Source organism: Polaromonas sp. (assembly GCF_012927415.1).
In the GTDB taxonomy this organism is placed as follows: Bacteria; Pseudomonadota; Gammaproteobacteria; order Burkholderiales; family Burkholderiaceae_C; genus Polaromonas.
On the sequence record NZ_JABBPF010000092.1, the window covers coordinates 1 to 17,733 of the forward strand.

Annotated in this window: 19 protein-coding genes; 9 read left to right on the plus strand and 10 right to left on the minus strand. The window is 60.8% G+C overall.

Features of this window, described 5'->3' with window-relative positions; translation table 11 throughout:
• Positions 1 to 1,193 (minus strand): Glu/Leu/Phe/Val dehydrogenase (locus HHJ19_RS09535; RefSeq protein ID WP_296906439.1); only part of this gene is annotated, 1,193 nt, incomplete at its 3' end.
• Between the two features lie 139 nt (positions 1,194 to 1,332).
• Positions 1,333 to 3,129 carry an ABC transporter transmembrane domain-containing protein gene (locus tag HHJ19_RS09540; protein WP_296906442.1) on the minus strand — a complete coding sequence of 599 codons (1,797 nt, stop codon included), beginning with the start codon at positions 3,127 to 3,129 and terminating at the stop codon, positions 1,333 to 1,335.
• A gap of 79 nt (positions 3,130 to 3,208) precedes the next feature.
• Between HHJ19_RS09540 and HHJ19_RS09545 the strand changes: the two genes are divergently transcribed.
• The 4 genes from HHJ19_RS09545 to HHJ19_RS09560 all read left to right on the plus strand — a co-directional run bounded on the left by HHJ19_RS09545 (position 3,209) and on the right by HHJ19_RS09560 (position 8,402).
• Complete coding sequence (locus tag HHJ19_RS09545) at positions 3,209 to 3,739, plus strand: MarR family transcriptional regulator (protein WP_296906445.1); 531 nt, start codon at positions 3,209 to 3,211, stop codon at positions 3,737 to 3,739.
• Between the two features lie 94 nt (positions 3,740 to 3,833).
• Complete coding sequence (locus tag HHJ19_RS09550) at positions 3,834 to 5,330, plus strand: efflux transporter outer membrane subunit (RefSeq protein WP_296906490.1); 1,497 nt, start codon at positions 3,834 to 3,836, stop codon at positions 5,328 to 5,330.
• Between the two features lie 118 nt (positions 5,331 to 5,448).
• Positions 5,449 to 6,789 (plus strand): HlyD family efflux transporter periplasmic adaptor subunit, encoded by a 1,341-nt coding sequence (locus HHJ19_RS09555; RefSeq protein ID WP_296906448.1) that lies wholly within the window; start codon positions 5,449 to 5,451, stop codon positions 6,787 to 6,789.
• A gap of 38 nt (positions 6,790 to 6,827) precedes the next feature.
• A complete protein-coding gene (locus HHJ19_RS09560) occupies positions 6,828 to 8,402 on the plus strand; it encodes a DHA2 family efflux MFS transporter permease subunit (RefSeq protein WP_296906452.1) in 1,575 nt (524 codons plus the stop codon).
• A 27-nt stretch (positions 8,403 to 8,429) separates the two neighbouring features.
• Here the strand turns inward: HHJ19_RS09560 and HHJ19_RS09565 are convergent, their stop codons facing one another.
• A complete protein-coding gene (locus HHJ19_RS09565) occupies positions 8,430 to 9,056 on the minus strand; it encodes a CDP-alcohol phosphatidyltransferase family protein (RefSeq protein WP_296906454.1) in 627 nt (208 codons plus the stop codon).
• A gap of 453 nt (positions 9,057 to 9,509) precedes the next feature.
• Here HHJ19_RS09565 and HHJ19_RS09570 point away from each other — a divergent pair, with 453 nt between their 5' ends.
• Positions 9,510 to 9,953, plus strand: a complete 444-nt coding sequence (locus tag HHJ19_RS09570) for an SRPBCC domain-containing protein (protein ID WP_296906457.1) — start codon at positions 9,510 to 9,512, stop codon at positions 9,951 to 9,953.
• A 32-nt stretch (positions 9,954 to 9,985) separates the two neighbouring features.
• Here HHJ19_RS09570 and HHJ19_RS09575 read toward each other — a convergent pair whose 3' ends face one another.
• Positions 9,986 to 10,987, minus strand: a complete 1,002-nt coding sequence (locus HHJ19_RS09575; RefSeq protein ID WP_296906461.1) for an LLM class flavin-dependent oxidoreductase — start codon at positions 10,985 to 10,987, stop codon at positions 9,986 to 9,988.
• 428 nt (positions 10,988 to 11,415) lie between these two features.
• Between HHJ19_RS09575 and HHJ19_RS09580 the strand changes: the two genes are divergently transcribed.
• A complete protein-coding gene (locus HHJ19_RS09580; protein WP_366929398.1) occupies positions 11,416 to 11,937 on the plus strand; it encodes a DUF302 domain-containing protein in 522 nt (173 codons plus the stop codon).
• 171 nt (positions 11,938 to 12,108) lie between these two features.
• On the opposite strand, the gene HHJ19_RS09585 is transcribed toward HHJ19_RS09580, so the two are convergent.
• The 6 genes from HHJ19_RS09585 to HHJ19_RS09610 all read right to left on the minus strand — a co-directional run bounded on the left by HHJ19_RS09585 (position 12,109) and on the right by HHJ19_RS09610 (position 16,040).
• Positions 12,109 to 12,354 carry a hypothetical protein gene (locus tag HHJ19_RS09585; RefSeq protein ID WP_296906464.1) on the minus strand — a complete coding sequence of 82 codons (246 nt, stop codon included), beginning with the start codon at positions 12,352 to 12,354 and terminating at the stop codon, positions 12,109 to 12,111.
• A complete protein-coding gene (locus tag HHJ19_RS09590; protein ID WP_296906469.1) occupies positions 12,351 to 13,448 on the minus strand; it encodes a carotenoid 1,2-hydratase in 1,098 nt (365 codons plus the stop codon). The genes HHJ19_RS09585 and HHJ19_RS09590 overlap by 4 nt, the downstream gene beginning before the upstream one ends.
• A 13-nt stretch (positions 13,449 to 13,461) precedes the next feature.
• Positions 13,462 to 14,544, minus strand: coding sequence for a PLP-dependent cysteine synthase family protein (locus HHJ19_RS09595; RefSeq protein ID WP_296906472.1), 1,083 nt, complete (start codon positions 14,542 to 14,544; stop codon positions 13,462 to 13,464).
• A 91-nt stretch (positions 14,545 to 14,635) separates the two neighbouring features.
• Positions 14,636 to 14,851, minus strand: coding sequence for a hypothetical protein (locus tag HHJ19_RS09600; RefSeq protein ID WP_296906474.1), 216 nt, complete (start codon positions 14,849 to 14,851; stop codon positions 14,636 to 14,638).
• A gap of 184 nt (positions 14,852 to 15,035) precedes the next feature.
• A complete protein-coding gene (locus tag HHJ19_RS09605; RefSeq protein ID WP_296906477.1) occupies positions 15,036 to 15,494 on the minus strand; it encodes a hypothetical protein in 459 nt (152 codons plus the stop codon).
• A gap of 9 nt (positions 15,495 to 15,503) precedes the next feature.
• Positions 15,504 to 16,040 carry a GNAT family N-acetyltransferase gene (locus tag HHJ19_RS09610; RefSeq protein ID WP_296906480.1) on the minus strand — a complete coding sequence of 179 codons (537 nt, stop codon included), beginning with the start codon at positions 16,038 to 16,040 and terminating at the stop codon, positions 15,504 to 15,506.
• A 197-nt stretch (positions 16,041 to 16,237) separates the two neighbouring features.
• Here HHJ19_RS09610 and rpsP point away from each other — a divergent pair, with 197 nt between their 5' ends.
• From rpsP to trmD, 3 genes are all read left to right on the plus strand, one after another.
• A complete protein-coding gene (gene rpsP / locus HHJ19_RS09615; protein ID WP_296906482.1) occupies positions 16,238 to 16,498 on the plus strand; it encodes a 30S ribosomal protein S16 in 261 nt (86 codons plus the stop codon).
• Positions 16,499 to 16,521: 23 nt separating this feature from the next.
• Positions 16,522 to 17,130 carry a ribosome maturation factor RimM gene (rimM, locus tag HHJ19_RS09620; RefSeq protein ID WP_296906485.1) on the plus strand — a complete coding sequence of 203 codons (609 nt, stop codon included), beginning with the start codon at positions 16,522 to 16,524 and terminating at the stop codon, positions 17,128 to 17,130.
• A gap of 70 nt (positions 17,131 to 17,200) precedes the next feature.
• On the plus strand, positions 17,201 to 17,733 hold a 533-nt coding region (gene trmD / locus HHJ19_RS09625), incomplete at its 3' end, for a tRNA (guanosine(37)-N1)-methyltransferase TrmD (RefSeq protein ID WP_296906487.1).

A 17,733-nucleotide genomic window follows, 5' to 3' on the forward strand; every position in this document is an offset into this window, starting at 1 on the left:
ATGATTTTGACCAGCCGGGCATTGATTTCGTCCTCGTCCCAGAAGAAGCTGGAGAAATCCTGCACCCACTCGAAATAGCTGACAGTCACGCCGCCAGCGTTGGCAATCACGTCGGGCACCACAAGCACGTTGCGCTCGGCCAGAATGTCATCGGCTTGCGGCGTGGTGGGCCCGTTGGCGCCTTCAATCACCATGCGCGCCTTGATGCGGCCAGCGTTTTCCGCCGTGATCTGCTGCTCCAGCGCGGCTGGAATCAAAATGTCGCAATCTACACCCCAGAAGGCGTCGTCAGCCATTTTCTCGGCACCGTTGAAGCCAGCCACACCGCCGGTTTTCTCCACATGCGCGAGCAGCGCTGGCACGTCCAGCCCGGCCTCCTGGTAGATGCTCCCGGTGTGATCCTGCACCGCCACCGTACGCGCACCGGCATCGGTAAACAGCCGCGCGGCGATGCCACCGACGTTGCCGAAACCCTGCACCGCCAGACGCGCGCCCTTGATCTCAAGGCCGATATGCCGGGCTGCCTCCGAGCCAACGGTAAACACGCCGCGCCCGGTCGCTTCACGACGGCCGAGCGAGCCGCCCAGGTCCACCGGCTTGCCGGTCACCACGCCGGTTGCCGTGGAGCCGGTGTTCATCGAATAGGTGTCCATCATCCAGGCCATGATCTGCTCGTTGGTGTTGACGTCGGGCGCAGGAATGTCCTTGTTGGGGCCGATGATGATGCCGATCTCGCTGGTATAGCGTCGCGTCATGCGCTCCAGTTCGCCGCGCGACAGTTTTTTCGGGTCAACGCGGATCCCCCCCTTGGCGCCGCCGTAAGGCACGTTGACCGCCGCATTTTTTACCGACATCCAGGCCGACAGCGCCATCACTTCCGAAAGCGTCACATCCTGGTGGAAACGCACGCCGCCCTTGCCGGGGCCGCGCGAGACATTGTGCTGCACGCGGTAGCCCTCAAAATGCGCCACCGTGCCGTCGTCCATGTGAATCGGCACATCCACGATCAGGATGCGTTTGGGTCGCTTGAGGGTTTCCGCCCAACGCGCCAGATTGCCCAGATGGGGAATGACCCGATCCACCTGCTGCAGGTAGTTGCCCCAAGGGCCAAGATTGTCGGCCTGCAGATATGACGGCAGGGAAGATGCTGGTGCGAGGGGGCTTTCGCCGGGGGCGGCGGGCGCTTGTAACATAGAAGAGCTCCTTGGAAAAAAACAGCGGGGTAGCGCAGCTTAGGGCCGGCGAGCCCAACTGTCCAAGACATTGTTTTTCGCTAAGTATGCAAATAAATCATAGTTGTGGTCCGGCTGGACTACTGACCACGCGCCGCGCTCAGGCGTTGAACTGCAAGGCCGCCAGCCGCGCATAAATGCCGCCGCGGCTCACCAATTCGGCATGCGTGCCTTGCTCGACCAGACGGCCGTGGTCCAGCACCAGGATGCGGTTGGCTTGCTGCACTGTCGCCAGACGGTGCGCAATGACCAGCGTGGTGCGGTCTTTCATGGCCGATTCCAGCGCCGCCTGCACCATGCGCTCGCTCTCGGCATCCAGCGCGCTGGTGGCTTCGTCCAGCAACAGCAACGGCGAGTTTTTCAGCATGGCGCGCGCAATGGCGATGCGCTGACGCTGCCCACCTGAAAGACGCACGCCGCGCTCACCCAGGAAAGTGTCGTAGCCTTCAGGCAGCGAGCTGATGAATTCGTGCGCAAACGCCGCCTGCGCTGCCGACTTCACTTCGTCGTCGCTGGCACCGGGTTTGCCGTAGCGGATGTTTTCCAGCGCGCTGGTCGAGAAAATAACCGCGTCCTGCGGCACCAGACCGATGCGCCCGCGCAGGTCTTGCAAGGCCATGTCAGCGGTGCCAACGCCGTCCAGCTCGATCCGGCCCGAGATCGGATCGTAAAAGCGCAACAGGAGCTGGAACACCGTGCTCTTGCCGGCACCACTGGGCCCGACGATGGCGACGGTCTCACCGGGGGCGACGCTCAGGCTGAAGTCAATCAAGGCGGGCTGGGTGGGACGAGAAGGGTAGTGAAACGTCACTGCCTCAAATTTGATAGCGCTTCCTGCCCGTGGAACCTGGACCGGAACCGGATTTGACGGTGAAGTGACGGGTGAACGGCTTTCCAGCAACTCCATCAGCCGTTCGGTGGCCCCCGCCGCCCGCAGCAGATCGCCATAAACCTCGCCCAGCACGGCCGCCGCGCTGGCCAGAATGATCACGTACACCACGGTCTGGCCCCGGTGCCCGGCGCTGATATCACCTCGCATGACGGCCTGCGTGCCTTGGTACAGGCCCCAGAGCAGCGCCGCCGAGGTGGCAATGATGATGAAGGCCACCAGTACCGAGCGGGCCTTGGTGCGCCGCACGGCGGTGATGAAGGCGGCGGTGGTTGACGCATCGAAGCGCGTCGCTTCGCGGGCTTCGGCGGTGTAGCTCTGCACCACCGGAATGGCGTTGAGCACCTCGGCGGCAATCGCACTGGAGTCGGCCACCCGGTCCTGGCTGGCGCGCGAGAGCTTGCGCACGCGCCGCCCGAACCATACCGAGGGCGCCACGATCAGCACCAGCACGCCCAGCACCTGTACCATCAGATAAGGGTTGGTGACCACCAGCATGACGAGCGCACCCACACCCATGACGGCATTGCGCAGCCCCATGCTGAGCGAGGAGCCCACCACCGTTTGCACCAGCGTGGTGTCGCCAGTCAGGCGCGACAGCACCTCGCCGGTCTGCGTGGTTTCAAAAAACTCCGGGCTTTGCCGCACCACATGCGAATACACCGCATTGCGAAGGTCAGCGGTGACCCGCTCGCCGAGCCAGCTGACAGTGTAAAAACGACCTGCCGAAAAAAGCCCGAGCGCCGCAGCAACGCCAAACAGTTCAAAAAAATGATTGCGTAAAGCCATCAGGCGCTCGCCTTTGTCAGCCGCACCCATGCCGCCGTCAATCAGGCTACGCAGGGCCAGTGGAAACACCAGCGTGGCGACTGCGGCCATCACCAGAAAAAATACCGCCATGGCTATCCGTCCCCAATAGGGGCGTAGAAAAGGCGCGAGGCCTGAAAGCGAGCGCGGCGATCCCTTAGCTTGCGTGGAAAGGGAAGCTGAAACAGTAGAAGTAGCCATGAATGAGATTTTACCGTTAAAGCTTGGCATTGCAAAGACGGGCTTGACAATGATTGTCTAAGCAAGTAATATCAGCGCCATGGACGCCAAGCACAGTTACAACCCTTTCATCGACGCGCTGTCATGCCCTCTGGTTGATTTTTACCAAGCCGAAGGTTACAAGCCCGACGACAGCGTCAGCTACCTGATGCGCCGCATCATCGCGCTGCTGGCGCATGGGGTGGAGCGCGAACTGGAGCCGACGGGCCTGACCAACGCGCAGTGGGTGCCGCTGCTCAAGCTTTACATGGGCCGCGGCTCAACGGCGGCCGAACTGGCCCGCCAATGCGACCTGGACGCGGGCTCCATGACGCGTTTGCTGGATCGGCTGGAAGCCAAGCAGCTGTGTCGGCGCACCCGCTCCTGCGACGACCGGCGGGTCGTCAATCTGGAACTGACCGACGCCGGACGCGCCGCCGCCCGGGAAATTCCCGGCATTCTCTGCGGCGTGCAAAACGCGTTGCTGGCCGGTTTCTCGGTTGAGGAATGGCAAACCCTGAAAAGCTACTTGCGCCGCATGCTGGATACGGCGCAAACCCTGCAGATTCCGACAGAAAAAAATGAAAAATAAAATACAGCCTCACGAAAATTTCTCCCGAAATTCGATTGAAGTTGCGATGCTGCCAAGGCACAACTCTTTGCCGGTGTGGCTGGCCACGATTCGAATGGCACTGGTGTCGGCGGCAGGCTTGGTAGCGGCAGGCCTGATCGCCACCGGGCTGACCGGCTGCGCCGACATGTCCGGCATTGCGCCGCAGTCGTCGAGCTTGCGGGAGGCAGCGTCGCTGGGTCTGGTGGCAACGCCGGCCGATACGGCGCCGCAAACGCTGGTGGCGGCCGAATGGTGGCGTGATTTTGCTGACGAACCGCTGAACCGTCTGGTAGCCCAGGCGCTGCAGGACAGTCCCAACCTGAAGCTGGCGCAGGCCAGGCTGGCCCGCGCCCAGGCGGTCACGGAAGTGGCCAGCGCGGCAACCTTGCCGCAGCTCAATGGGCAGATTGACCTGACGCGCCAGCGCTACACGGCCAATGGCGCCGTGCCTCCGCCGCTGGCCGGTTCCATCAGTGAAAGCGGAACGCTTCAGCTCGGCGCCAGTTGGGAGCTGGACTTCTTTGGCAAGAACCGCGCTGCGCTGGACGCCGCCCTGGGCGCTGTGAATGCCGCCCAGGCTGATGCGCAGGCGGCTCGCGTACTGCTGGCCAGCCAGGTGGCACGCACTTACTTTCAGCTGGTGCGCCTGAATGAGCAGGCCGGCGTGGCACGCCGCACACTGGCGCAACGTGAGGAAACCCTCAAGCTGGTTCAAGACCGCGTCAATGCCGGGCTTGATACCCGACTGGAGCTCCGCCAGAGTGAGGGCGGCCTACCCGAGGCGCGGCTGCAGCTGGAAACCGTGCAGGAACAGATGGCGTTGACCCGCCATGCGCTCACTGCCCTGCTTGGACAGCCAGCTAGCGATCAGGTCTTTATTCCATCGGCGCAGTCAGCTATTAAAATAATAGCACTCACGGCGGCTATACCGATGGACCTGTTGGGCCGCCGCGCCGACATTGCCGCGGCGCGCTGGCGTGTCGAAGCCTCCTCCAAAGACGTTGTCAACGCCAAAACGCAGTTTTACCCCAACGTTAATCTGGTGGCTTTTGCGGGGTTTTCCAGCATCGGTCTGGGTCGCTTGCTCGATTCGGGCAGCCAGCAGTGGGGTGTGGGGCCGGCCCTGCGCCTGCCGATTTTTGACGCAGGACGGCTACGCGCCAATCTGCGTGGCAAAACCGCCGATCTCGACGCCGCCATTGAAAGCTATAACGCGGCCGTGGTTGAAGCAGTGCGCGATGTTGCCGACCAAATTGCTTCCGCGCAGGCCATCGTCCGCCAGCAGGCTGAGCAAAGTGCGGCCCAGGGCGCGGCTGAGGGCGCTTACGAGATCGCCGTGCAGCGTTACAAAGCCGGCCTCGGCAATTACCTTAATGTGCTGACAGCCGAAACCAATGTGCTGACCCAGCGCCGGCTGGCCGTCGATTTGGCGGGCCGCGCGCTGGACACGCAGGTGGCCCTGATGCGCGCACTCGGAGGCGGCTACATCCCGCAACCGGCCCCCATTGCAGCGGCTGCCGCGGGCTCCTGGTTTGCTATTAAAACAATAGCTAACAATAACCGTAATTAATGGACCACAGGCGTATCAGACTGAAAAATCAGGTCAAACCCATTTTTTTGGACTGGCGTTGCCTCTTCGTGGTCTCCAGCAGGCCTGAGCCCCCTATAACAAATTTCTTGCAAGCATCATGAACGCTACTCCAACTCCAGAATCCAAAGCATCAGGCAGTCCAGCCGCTCCCCGGCGAGCGCCGGCCGGAAGAGCGGGCATGCGAAAAAAAGCGCTCACCGCGCTGGCCAGCGTGGTCGTGGTCGCCGGCTTGGGCTGGGCCGCCTACGAATACCTGGTCGCCAGCCATTACGAATCGACCGATAACGCCTATGTGCAGGGCAATGTGATCCAGATCACGCCACAGATCGGCGGCACGGTCGTTGGCATCATGGCCGACGACACCGATTTCGTGAAAGCCGGCCAGCTCCTGGTGCAGCTTGACCCGGCCGATGCCAGAGTGGCACTCGACCAGGCCGAAGCAGCGTTGGCGCAGGCGGTGCGCCAGGCGCGAACGCTTTACGCCAACAACGGCAGCTTGCGCGCCCAGATTGCGTTGCGTGATGCCGACGTGGCCAAGGCTCAAAGCGATATCTCCCGCGCCAGCGACGACCTCAACCGGCGCCAGTCGCTGACCGGCAACGGCGCGGTGTCCAAAGAGGAACTCAATCATGCGCAGACGCAGCTGGCCAATGCCAAAAGTGCGCTGGCCGCGGCGCAGGCTGGCGTGGTCGTCGCGCGCGAGCAGCTCAGCAGCAATCAGGCGCTGACCGAAGGTACCAGCGTCGAGGAGCATCCGGGCGTGCAGGTGGCAGCGGCGAAAGTGCGTGAGGCTTTCCTGGCCACGCAGCGCGCCGCATTGGGGGCGCCGGTTGATGGCTACGTGGCCAAGCGCACGGTTCAGCTCGGTCAGCGGGTAGCCGCTGGTACGCCCATGATGTCCATCATTGCGCTGAACCAGGTCTGGGTCGACGCCAACTTCAAGGAAGTGCAGTTGCGCAATATCCGCATCGGCCAGCCCGTCACCCTGGTGGCTGACCTGTATGGCAAGAAAGTGATCTATCAGGGCACGGTAGCCGGTCTTGGCGTTGGCACGGGCGCAGCCTTTTCGTTGCTGCCAGCGCAAAACGCCACCGGTAACTGGATCAAGGTGGTCCAGCGTGTGCCGGTGCGCATCGCGCTGGACCCGAAACAGCTCACCGAGCATCCGCTGCGGGTGGGCTTGTCCATGGATGCGGAAATTGACGTGAAAAATCGGGACGGCAAAGCCCTGGCCGATGCGCCACGCGATGCCGCGCTGGCACGCACGCAGGCATTCGCCGCCCAGGATGGCGCGGCCAATGAGGAAGTCAGGCGCGTGATTGCCGCGAATGCCGGCAAGGCTGCCAGAGCTGTCAAGGCCGGACCGGTTGGCAAAGCGGGCGCTGTTGCGCTGTCACAGCCGCCTCCTGTAAGCAATGCCGCACCTCTGCCGCACTGAGCGGATTCCTCTCTTTACCCCGCTCAGTCAAGGCTTTCATGGCTTCTGCAACCTCTTCCGTCGCTGACTACCTTCCACCGCCTCCGCTGACGGGTTCGGCCCGCATGTGGGGTACGCTGGCGCTGTCGGCCGCTACGTTCATGAACGTGCTCGACACCTCGATTGCCAATGTGTCGCTGCCGGCCATTGCCGGCGATCTGGGCGTCAGTCCCACCCAGGGCACCTGGGTCATCACCAGTTTTGGCGTCGCCAATGCCATTGCCGTGCCGCTGACCGGCTGGCTGTCTCAGCGCTTTGGACAGGTACGCCTTTTTACCGCCAGCATCCTGCTGTTCGTGCTGACCTCCTGGCTCTGCGGCCTGGCGCCGAACATGACCACGCTGATCTTTTTTCGCGTGCTGCAGGGCCTGGTGGCCGGGCCGATGATTCCGCTATCGCAGGCGCTGCTGCTGTCCAGCTATCCGAAAGCGCTGGCGGGGCTGGCGATGGCGCTTTGGTCCATGACCACGCTGGTTGCGCCCGTCATGGGGCCGCTGCTGGGCGGCTGGATCACCGACAACATTTCATGGCCCTGGATTTTTTACATCAACATCCCGGTCGGCTTCGGCGCGGCTTTCATCACCTGGAGCATTTTTCACAAGCGTGAGAGCCAGACCCGCAAGCTGCCGATCGACTCGATTGGCCTGGCGCTGCTGGTGATCTGGGTCGGTGCCCTTCAGATCATGCTGGACAAGGGCAAGGAGCTGGACTGGTTTCATTCCGGCGAAGTGGTGGCCTTGGGTATTGTCGCGCTGGTCGGTTTGATTGCCTTTGTAATCTGGGAACTCACCGAAGAGCACCCGGTGGTGGACCTCACGCTGTTCAAGCGGCGCAATTTCTGGGCTGGCGCGCTCGCCCTGTCGGTCGGCTATGGCCTGTTTTTCGGCAATGTGGTACTACTGCCGCTGTGGCTGCAACAGTACATGGGTTACACCGCCACACAAGCTGGCATGGTGCTGGCGCCGGTTGGGGCGATGGCCTTGCTGCTGTCGCCTCTGGTGGGTAAAAACATCGGCAGGACCGACCCGCGCCGATTTGCCGTTATTGCTTTTGCGGTGTTTGCGCTGGTGCTGTGGATGCGTTCGAACTTCAACACCCAGGCCGATATGCGGACTATCCTGATCCCGACCATCATCCAGGGCGTGGCGATGGCCTGCTTCTTCATCCCGCTGGTCACCATCACGCTGTCGGGTCTGCCCTATGACAAGATTCCGGCCGCTTCGGGCCTGTCAAACTTTGTACGAATCGTGGCTGGCTCGTTCGGCACCTCGATTGCCACTACCGTGTGGCAGGACCGTGCCGCCATGCATCATGCGCAACTCAGCGAATTCGTGAATCCAGGCAGTGTGGCCGCTAACAGCGCCTTGTCCGGTCTGGCCGGCGCCGGGCTGACGCCGGATCAGGCTTTGGGCACCATCAACCGGCTGGTCGACCAGCAGGCCTACATGCTGGCGGCGAACGATGTGTTTTATGCGTCTGCCCTGATTTTTCTGTTGCTGATTCCGCTGGTGTACCTGACGCGGCCTACGCACGGGGCTGTGGGCAGTTCTGATGCGGCGGCGGGCGCGCATTAGGGTCGGCGTGGCGCGTTCCCGGCGTTCCTAGAGCTTGGGGATTCGCAGCGTCTTGCTGATCATCAGGCTGCCCGATAGTACATAAATCAGCGACAGCGGGTGCACTAGCCAAGGGCCGAGGGAAAATTCGCCACCGTACAGGTCGTCACCGACGCGCCCCTGCCAGGCGGCAAAAGCCAGCACCGCCGTCAGCAGCACGCTGGTCGGAATCGGCGTGCCTTCAAAGTACCGCACCTTGCCACTGTCACTTGAAAGCGTTTCAGCCGTCACGTTGTAGCGCGCCAGCCGGCTTACGCCGCAGCAGACAAAATAAATCAGTGCTGCCGCATCCCAGCCGCCTTGCAAACCGGCCGCAAAGCCCAGCGCCGCCGGTGCCACGCCAAACGACACGATGTCGGCGAGTGAATCCAGCTCGCGCCCCAGTGCCGAATGCTGGTGCCGCGCTCGCGCAATCTTGCCGTCGAACACATCGAAAATAAAGGCAGCTGGCGCCAACGCCGCCGCTGCAAAAAAATGAAAGGGCAGCTGACTCTGCATGTAGAGCATGGCAAACAGCACCGCGCCGACGCCGCAGGCCGCATTGCCCAGTGTAAAGAAATCAGCGAGATGGAAATCCCGCAACATGGAGAAGTGCCGGGGCAGGATGCGTTGCATAAAATCTTTCAAGGTTTGATCGAGTCAGTTCAAGCCCAGTTTTTGACAGTGCGGACCGGGAGTCAAGTTTAAGCCGCGCGGCCCTCATTAAAGGTTGCTTTCGGGCAGAGGCGTCTGTCGGCAGCATTCCACGCGTTGGCGTACTTTTTTTACGCTAAATCTACCGCTTGTCCATTGATTGCGGGCATGGTTAGCTATTAAAAGTGTAGTGCTTGTGGTCTTGGGGTGTTCAAGCCGTCGAGGCATCCCGGGGCCAGCGTTTTCATTCAGGAAGCCGGCCAATGTATCGCAGGCAATACCTGGCGCTGATTCGAGAGTCTGGTCAGGAAACCTTCTACGTCGGCTTTTCCAAATAGGCCAGCGGTCTAAAAGCGGGCCCGGTCAAGGTAAGCTTTTTCAGGTGGTCAGCTTTAGTAAAAGGTATCGAATCGGCTCCCGAATCTGCTCGGGAACATGAGCGGCTTGCAAAGCCGGAGCAGCGACTCGGTCAGACCCGAAAGGCCCAGTGCTGATATCCACAACACCATCCGACTTCACTGTGTGCAGCGTGTGAAAACTGGAATCGTCTATCGGGCGCTCCTTGATGCCGGGGCGGTGCAAAAATGGCTTCCACCGAACGGTTTCACCGGGAAGATTTATCAGTTGAATGCCAAAGTGGGATTCACCTGCAAGATGTCGTTCACAAGCTTCAGCTCACGTCCAAGCCCGTCTTTTGGCAAAGAGTATGTTGAATCGGTGTCCAGCGAGCGAATTCGGCACGCGGACAAGTTCGACGATACGAATTTGTCAGGAGAAATGCAGACAACGATTTCTTCGACGACGCTATTGTGCGGAACCTGGGCATGCAAGACTAGCCGCAGGCGCATTCTTTTACAAGGGCCGGAATCCGGCGGATAGTCTGGGCGCAGGGGAAGCGCCTGCAGTCAATTTCAGGATGTTCGGGCTGCTGCCGCAATGTCCATCGAGCGCAGCCGCAGCGCCGGATCAAACACATCGCAGACCAGCATGAACTCGTCGGCGTCAGTCGCTTGTGCCAGCGCACTCAGACCCTGGCGAACCGTGTCGGGGCCGCCAATCACGCCGGCGGCCAGAAAGTCGTCGATGGCGGCGCGCTCTTGCGGCTGCAACTGGGCTGCAAAATTTTCTATCGGTGGCTGCAGGCCACGCCGGTCGCCGCGCAAAATGCCGAGCACACGCTGGTAGGTGCTGCTTGCCAGGTACTCGGCTTCCTCGTCGGTCGGCGCGGCAATCAGCGGCACGGCAACGACGGCGTAAGGTTGAGCCAGCGTGGCCGAGGGACGGAAATTTTGCCGGTAAACACTTAGCGCTTGCAGCAGGAAGCGGGGCGCAAAGTGCGAGGCAAAGGCGTAAGGCAGACCGCGCTCAGCCGCCAGCCGTGCCGAAAACAGGCTGGAGCCGAGCAGCCAGATCGGCACGTTGGTGCCGGCGCCGGGCATGGCAATCAGCCGCTGGCCTGGTTGCGCAGGGGCCAGCAAGCGCTGCAACTCGGCCACGTCCTGCGGAAAATCATCAGCCGTCTCGGTGCGTTCACGCCGCAACGCGCGCATGGTTGTCTGGTCGGTACCGGGCGCGCGGCCCAGACCGAGGTCAATTCGTCCGGGATACAACTCGGCCAGCGTGCCAAACGCCTCGGCCACCACCAGCGGTGCATGGTTCGGCAGCATGACGCCGCCGGAACCGACCCGCAACGTGTGGGTACCAGCAGCGATATAACCGATCAGCACGGCCGTGGCCGAACTGGCAATGCCTGGCATGTTGTGATGCTCGGCCAGCCAGTAACGGGCAAAGCCCAGACGTTCCGCATGCTGCGCGGTTCGCAGCGAAATCGCCAGTGCATCCGCCACTGTGCCGCCTTCGCGGACGGCGACGAGATCGAGCATGGACAAGGCAATGTTTTGAAGTGCTTTCATGATTCCGATTGTCGTGGGTCGCAGCCATCAGCGCTGGTGCGGGCTTTATCGCGTCAACTGCTACATGGCTGGAATTGTCAGCCGGACTACCAATCTCCGCAGAATCTTTCGTCGACAGGCTGCACCCTGAAAACCTTTTTTTGCACTGCCTGCGCGTTGAGCCAGCCACGCCCGTTGGGCGACGATCGGTTCAGGTCATTTCGCGGGACAGCGCAAGAGACAAAATGTTTCAGTGTTCTGTGCGTCAGCGTACGGACGGTCCCTGCATAGCCGCGTAATTTGCCCAGACGCAAATCTATTTCAGGTATTTGAGAGCCGGCAGGGACAAAGCAACGCTGGTAACCGTCGCTGCCGTGCTGGTTTTCGAGGTTGTCGGCTGGCCAGACGGCATATCGTGCTGACCCAGACGGCAAATGATCGGAAAACACATGAAGATGATTCAGATGATGATCGACCGCCTGCCCCAGGCGCCGGTCAAACCCTACGGAGACGCCATGAAACCACGCACCGAATCCCCCAAGGGCCCGCCGTCGGGGGCGGCCTATGGGTTTTATTGCACGCTGGGCGAGACCGGCTTCGCCGACGCGGTGGCCCGCGTGAGCGAAGCCTTGAAGACCGAAGGCTTCGGCGTGCTGACCGATATTGACGTGCAGGCGACGATGAAGGCCAAACTTGGCGTGGAGGTGCGGCCTTACCGCATCCTAGGTGCGTGCAACCCATCGCTGGCGCACCGGGCCTTGATCGCCGAGCCCGACATCGGGCTGCTGCTGCCCTGCAATGTTATCGTTCGGGAAGAGGTGAATGGTGGTGTCACCGTAGGGTTCATGGACCCTGTGGCGGTGCTCCAGCTGACCGACGACCCCGAGGTAGCCGCGGTCGCGGCCGACGTGCGTGGCCGTCTGGAACGGGTGCGCTTGGCGCTGTCGCCCCCCGGCCTCGCGAAGCGTTAGCGAGGCCCCACGCCTTTAGGGCAGGTTCGACAACTGACCCATTCAGCGCCGCTGGCTGAACCATGCACGAGCATGGGAAGGGGACGCTCAGGTTGACGCCTCGGCCGGTCAGGAAGACGCCGCAAGCAATCTACAACTTGTTGAACGCCTGCAGCGCCAAGGCCGGATGGTCTAGATGGCGGTCGACCCTATCAACGACGCGCTGTCGCGCTGCTCTTGCGGACGTGGGCAGCGCGAGGGCAAAAGCACCGACGTGACGACGACTAGCGTGCGGCTCACGCGGGTCAGGGGCGATCCGTGCGGCATGGCAGCAGCGCGTTCTCCCTTGATCGCGACGGTGGCCAACGTGAAGCTGCACCTTGGCCTGGCTTTCATGTGCGCACCGCTCGATATACCCAGCAACAGCCCCCTCGTCATAGCCGCAGCGGCTGCGAATAACCCGTCATTTCGAGGTAGCCACTGCCGACCCGCTTGCCGTTGCTGTCAATCAGCTCGCTCAGGCCTTCCCAGTAAATCGCGCCGGTGGATTGCCGGCTGTCCAGCTCCTGGTTGTCGATCACGGCCCGCACGGTATAAAAGTCAGCGGGTGTGCGCACTATCCACTCCACCGGGTAGGTGGTTTGCGTGAGCGGACTTTTCCAGCGGCGCACGGGTTTGAAAATGACCTCACCGTGGCTGAAGATGTAGAGCTCGCCTCGGGGTGACCTGAACGAGCCACCGTCCCACAAGGCGCTGCCGTCCTTGTCGCGCAGTCGGAATGCCGTCAGGGCGCTGCCATCGTCCAGGTTCATCCCAATCCAGTCCCAGCCGACGGCGCTGGGGTGCAGCAACTCTTCGCTCCATTCATGGTCCAGCCAGGCCTTACCGGTAACTTCAAACCTTTGCCCTTTGACTTCCAGGCTGCCGATGGTCGTCAATTGGGGCTGGCTGTAGTAATAGCTGGTCTGCTTTTCATCTGGTCCCTTGCGCGACAGACCTTGATTGCCCTGAATCAGCAGGCTTTGCGTCTCCTGAAATTTCAGCTTGATCACGAAGTCCGCAGCAGGCAACTCGGCGGTGTATGTCGCCCCTTCGGCTTTTAACGACCAGTCGCGCAGATGAATATTCATCTCCTGCTGGCTGGCGGATGCGATGTCAAAGCCTTCGCGTGCAATACGCTGGTCATGCCAGAGCTTTTTGCCCTGCACATCGGTGATGGCTGCATGTGCAAAAATCAATTGCCTGGCGGAAAACCTTGAGGTCATGGCCTGGGTGCTATCGACCCGCGAGCGAAAAAATGTGAGCTGGAAACCGAACGCACGCTTATCCTCGCCATTGGCTCTTGCTTGGCCGGTGACGTACCACCATTCGGTGCGAAAGTCGGGGTGAGATCCGCGGTCGCGGGGAAACTTCAGTGTCCTTGCAGTCAGTGCGTGCGCCTGTCGTGGCTCTCCCGCCATGCCGGCAATCCCGGCGATGCCGCACAGGCCATTCAGTAGCAAGCTGCGCCGCAACGGGCTTTCAGTCAACATTTTCTTCTGCATGTCAGCCCGTCAGTGCCGGGCGCATCAGCTGCCCTGTCTGGTGGTGCGCTGCATCGCAGTCTCCCACCTTGTTGCGAACCCATTGAGCATCGTAGTAGGTGGGCAGGTAGCGCTCACCTGAATCGCACAACAGCGAAAGAATAGAGCCGCGTTCACCCCGAGCCATCATTTCGTGCGCCAGCCTCAGGCGGCCGACAAAGTTGGTCCCGGTGGACGGCCCGACCTTGCGCCCCAGCAGCCGCGACAGAGCCTGCATGGCCGCCAGCGAATCGACGTCAGGCACCTTGATCATGCGATCGATGACGGTACGGATGAAACTGGCTTCCACGCGCGGCCGGCCAATGCCCTCAATGCACGAACCGGCGCTGGTCAGGCTGGCGTCGCCGGTGCGGTGGTATTCGGAAAAGACCGAGCCGACCGGGTCCGCCACGCACAACTGGCTGGCGTGGCGCTGGTAGCGTACAAAACGCCCTATGGTGGCGCTAGTGCCGCCAGTACCCGCGCCCACCACAATCCAGCGCGGAATGGGATAGCGCTCATGCGCCATCTGGCTGAACATGCTCTGGGCAATGTTGTTGTTGCCGCGCCAGTCGGTCGCGCGCTCGGCGTAGGTGAACTGGTCCATGTAATGCCCGCCGATCCTCGCCGCAAGCTGGCTGGCTTCGTCATGCACCTGAACGGCGTCATCCACCCAATGGCAGCGTCCGCCGTAAAACTCGATTTGCGCGACCTTTTCCGCCGAAGTATTGCGCGGCATCACGGCAATGAAGGGAAGGTCGAGCAGCCGCGCAAAGTAGGCTTCACTTACGGCTGTTGAGCCGCTGGAGGCTTCGACCACGGTGGTGCTTTCATGAATCAGCCCATTGCATAGCGCATACAAAAACAGCGAACGCGCCAGCCGGTGTTTCAGGCTGCCGGTAGGGTGGGTGGATTCGTCCTTCAGATAAAAATCAATGCCTAGCCCGGCAAATTCCGGCAGTGGCAGGGCGATCAGATGCGTGTCGGCGCTGCGCTGAAAGTCGGCTTCGACGAGGGCGATGGCGGTGTTGAGCCAGTAGTGATTGAAAGTGCGGGCTGGGGCCATGGCCCCGATTCTCGCAGCAAGGCGGCAGATCGGGAAACCCCGCTATTGGATTGCTGCCAGCGGCGGCGTGGCGCAGGACTTGATCCACTATCTACGAAGCTTTGCCCGAGCCTGTAGTGCGGAAAACAATTTCACCGCTGGGGATATGGACAACCCGTACTTCCTGGCGCGTAGGATCCGCCACGCTTTTTACCGCCACCGCCACAGCGAGCGAGCGATCTGCATACAAATGGCTGAAATTGGGAGAGGGCAGCAGGCTGCCCAGCAACGAGTCTCTGCTTTCAATGCGGTATTGAGGTGACCCCATGATGAATTGCTCCTTGAATCGTTTGCCTCATGATAAGGACCACACGTGACGCAATAATGAAAATTCCCACGGAAAGCCGGGAAATCTCAGACTTGAAACGTGACGAATGTAAGCAAATGAAAGACCGGGTCTGTCGCCACTTCGGCGGGTGAACACAAATCCGTTTCACGTCAAGGACAACGGCTTATTGACTGATTTTTCTCGCTTCTTCGATCTGGTATTCAAAATACCGCTGAAAGCTGAAAGCGATGCTTGACATCAATGCAATGGTGCCAAACAGCAGGGCCAGCACAATCGCGCCCATGGTGAGCCAGTTGGTGCGCCCAATTGGGGCATCGGGCGTATCCGGGTTGTGGAGCGCATTCCATTTTTCTGGCGCCATCAAACCGTAGTAAATAGCGGTCAGCGCAGTACCCGCCAGTGTGAAGCCCAGCAGGGGAATCAGCAGCCAGGATAACTGGTCGTCCTGTCCGTGAAGCCGCACGCGTTCGACCCCATACCAACCCAGCGCGGCCACAACAGGATGCGCCCAGGCCCACAGGTCGGTCCAGCCAAACAGGTAGAGGCGGTGCAGCCCCAATTGGCCACCGATGAAGGCCAGCCAGCTGGCGGTTGTTTTATTTTTGGGAGTGCGTGCGTTCATGCGGGGGGATTATGCGGTGGGCAGTTCCAGCGGCGGCAGGGTGTCGCCAGCTCCAATCGTTTTTTGCATGATGACGATATCGCGCCAGGCGCCGAGTTTCCAGCCGCAAGCCGCGATGGTGCCAACCGGGGTGAAACCCACGGACCGATGAACGCCGACAGATCCGGCATTCGCAGAATCACCGACGATGGCCATGACTTTGCGCATACCAGCGGTCTCGCAGCGCGCCAGCAATTCGGCCAGCAAGGCACGGCCGAGGCCTTTGCGGTGCAGGTTGGCTGCAAGGTAAATAGAGTCTTCCACTGAATAGCGGTACGCCGGGCGGGGCTTGAACCAATTGCCATAGGCGAACCCGATAATTTCCCTGTCCTGTTCGACAACGAGGTAGGGCAGGCCTTTGGAAAGTACATCTGCACGGCGCGCCGTCATGTCGGCAATACTGGGTGCTTCGGTTTCAAAGCTGCCCGTTCCATGAAGCACATGGTGGGCATAAATCACCGTGATGGCTCGAATGTCTTCATCTTGGCTGGGGCGTATGAGCGGCATTGACGTGCGCGTCCTGGTTGGATTTGTGTGCTGGCGGGCAGGGGTAGATTCGCTATTTTCCCCGAAAGCGGAAGGGATCGGGATGACAGGCTACAATCCTAGGCTTTGCAGCATTTCGCTGGCCGGGTGGCCATGTCGTGTGTCTCAAGCGCTGCAGGAACATCAGGGCATTTTTGCCCCCCACCCAAGGATAAATTATGGTCGTCATCCGGCTTTCACGCGGCGGTTCCAAGCATCGTCCGTTTTTCAATATTGTTGTCGCCGACAAACGCGTTCGCCGCGATGGTCGTTTCATCGAGCGCATCGGCTTTTACAACCCGATTGCCAAAGGCGGTGAAGAAGGCCTGCGCATTGTGCAAGATCGCCTGACCCACTGGATTGGTGTTGGTGCTCAAGCATCACCTACCGTTGAACGTCTGATCAAGCAGGGCGCCAAGGCAACTCCAGCTGTCGCTTGATTTTTAGAGTTTTTTGAAATTCAATGCTGCCTGACCTTCAGTCGTCGCTAAGCTTGATTCCGTCAAGCCTGCCTGATGATGCGCTTGAGGTCGGGCGAATACTGGATGCGTGGGGTGTGAAAGGCTGGGTGAAAATTTTGCCGCACAGCACGGATCCAGAAGCACTTTTTTCTGCGAAATCATGGTTTTTACAGGCACCAGACGCCAAGTTCCGGCCCGGTTTTAACCTGTTTTCCGGTACCGTCTGCCTCGCTGTGGATGAAGCCAAAATTCATTCCGGGTCGGTCGTTGCCAAGTTCGCCGGCCTGGACCACCGCAATGGTGCTGAAGCCTTGCGCGGTGTGCGAATCTTTCTGTCGCGGGGCAGCTTTCCGGCTGCTGCAACGGATGAATATTATTGGGTCGATCTGATTGGGTTGAATGTCGTTAACCGCGAAGGGCTTGCTTTGGGCTGCGTGCGCGACCTGATGGCCACCGGCCCGCACTCGGTGCTGTGCGTTGAGTACCTAGTCACGCAGGAAGATGGCGCAAGTACCAAAGGCGAGCGCATGATTCCCTTTGTTTCGGCCTATGTCGACGCAGTTGATATTGCCGGTAAACGAATCACCGTTGACTGGCAACCCGACTATTGAAGCGGGAAGGCGCCCGGGCGCCACGCTTTGACCGCTTCAGTTTTTAGCTCCCGGAGCGCAAAATACTCCAATGCGCTTTGATGTCATCACTCTCTTTCCCGAGCTTTTTTCGCCCTTTTTAACCAGTGGCGTGACCCGCCGTGCTTACGAGTCGGGCCTGGTTGAGGTCAGGCTATGGAATCCGCGTGATTTTTCAGAAGGTAATTACCGTCGCGTCGACGACCGGCCGTTTGGCGGCGGCCCTGGCATGGTCATGATGGCCGAGCCTCTCACGCTGTGCCTGGAGAGTGTGCGAGCTGACCGCGCGGCTCGAGGGAGTCCGGAGGCGGCCACGGTTCTTTTTTCTCCCATAGGCCAGCCGCTGAACCACGCCCGCGTGGAGCATTGGTCAGCGAGCAACGGTGCCGTGCTGATTTGCGGTCGCTATGAGGGACTGGATCAGCGTTTTATCGAAACCCATGTCGATCAGCAGATCAGCCTGGGTGACTTTGTTCTGTCTGGCGGGGAAATCGCTGCCATGGCACTGCTGGACGCCGTGGCCAGGCTGCAACCGGGCGTTCTGAACGACGAGGGCAGCCACCAGATGGACAGTTTCAACCCGGC

Bases quoted from the DNA above. Each gene is read 5' to 3' on its own strand.
- HHJ19_RS09550 (WP_296906490.1), top strand. From the start codon at position 3,834: ATGGCACTGGTGTCGGCGGCAGGCTTGGTAGCGGCAGGCCTGATCGCC.
- HHJ19_RS09610 (WP_296906480.1), bottom strand. From the start codon at position 16,040: ATGCCGCTCATACGCCCCAGCCAAGATGAAGACATTCGAGCCATCACG.
- HHJ19_RS09545 (WP_296906445.1), top strand. From the start codon at position 3,209: ATGGACGCCAAGCACAGTTACAACCCTTTCATCGACGCGCTGTCATGC.
- rpsP (WP_296906482.1), top strand. From the start codon at position 16,238: ATGGTCGTCATCCGGCTTTCACGCGGCGGTTCCAAGCATCGTCCGTTT.
- HHJ19_RS09575 (WP_296906461.1), bottom strand. From the start codon at position 10,987: ATGAAAGCACTTCAAAACATTGCCTTGTCCATGCTCGATCTCGTCGCC.
- HHJ19_RS09605 (WP_296906477.1), bottom strand. From the start codon at position 15,494: ATGAACGCACGCACTCCCAAAAATAAAACAACCGCCAGCTGGCTGGCC.
- HHJ19_RS09580 (WP_366929398.1), top strand. From the start codon at position 11,416: ATGAAGATGATTCAGATGATGATCGACCGCCTGCCCCAGGCGCCGGTC.
- HHJ19_RS09555 (WP_296906448.1), top strand. From the start codon at position 5,449: ATGAACGCTACTCCAACTCCAGAATCCAAAGCATCAGGCAGTCCAGCC.
- HHJ19_RS09595 (WP_296906472.1), bottom strand. From the start codon at position 14,544: ATGGCCCCAGCCCGCACTTTCAATCACTACTGGCTCAACACCGCCATC.
- HHJ19_RS09560 (WP_296906452.1), top strand. From the start codon at position 6,828: ATGGCTTCTGCAACCTCTTCCGTCGCTGACTACCTTCCACCGCCTCCG.
- HHJ19_RS09600 (WP_296906474.1), bottom strand. From the start codon at position 14,851: ATGGGGTCACCTCAATACCGCATTGAAAGCAGAGACTCGTTGCTGGGC.
- HHJ19_RS09585 (WP_296906464.1), bottom strand. From the start codon at position 12,354: ATGACGAGGGGGCTGTTGCTGGGTATATCGAGCGGTGCGCACATGAAA.
- HHJ19_RS09540 (WP_296906442.1), bottom strand. From the start codon at position 3,129: ATGGCTACTTCTACTGTTTCAGCTTCCCTTTCCACGCAAGCTAAGGGA.
- HHJ19_RS09590 (WP_296906469.1), bottom strand. From the start codon at position 13,448: ATGTTGACTGAAAGCCCGTTGCGGCGCAGCTTGCTACTGAATGGCCTG.
- HHJ19_RS09570 (WP_296906457.1), top strand. From the start codon at position 9,510: ATGAGCGGCTTGCAAAGCCGGAGCAGCGACTCGGTCAGACCCGAAAGG.
- rimM (WP_296906485.1), top strand. From the start codon at position 16,522: ATGCTGCCTGACCTTCAGTCGTCGCTAAGCTTGATTCCGTCAAGCCTG.
- HHJ19_RS09565 (WP_296906454.1), bottom strand. From the start codon at position 9,056: ATGCAACGCATCCTGCCCCGGCACTTCTCCATGTTGCGGGATTTCCAT.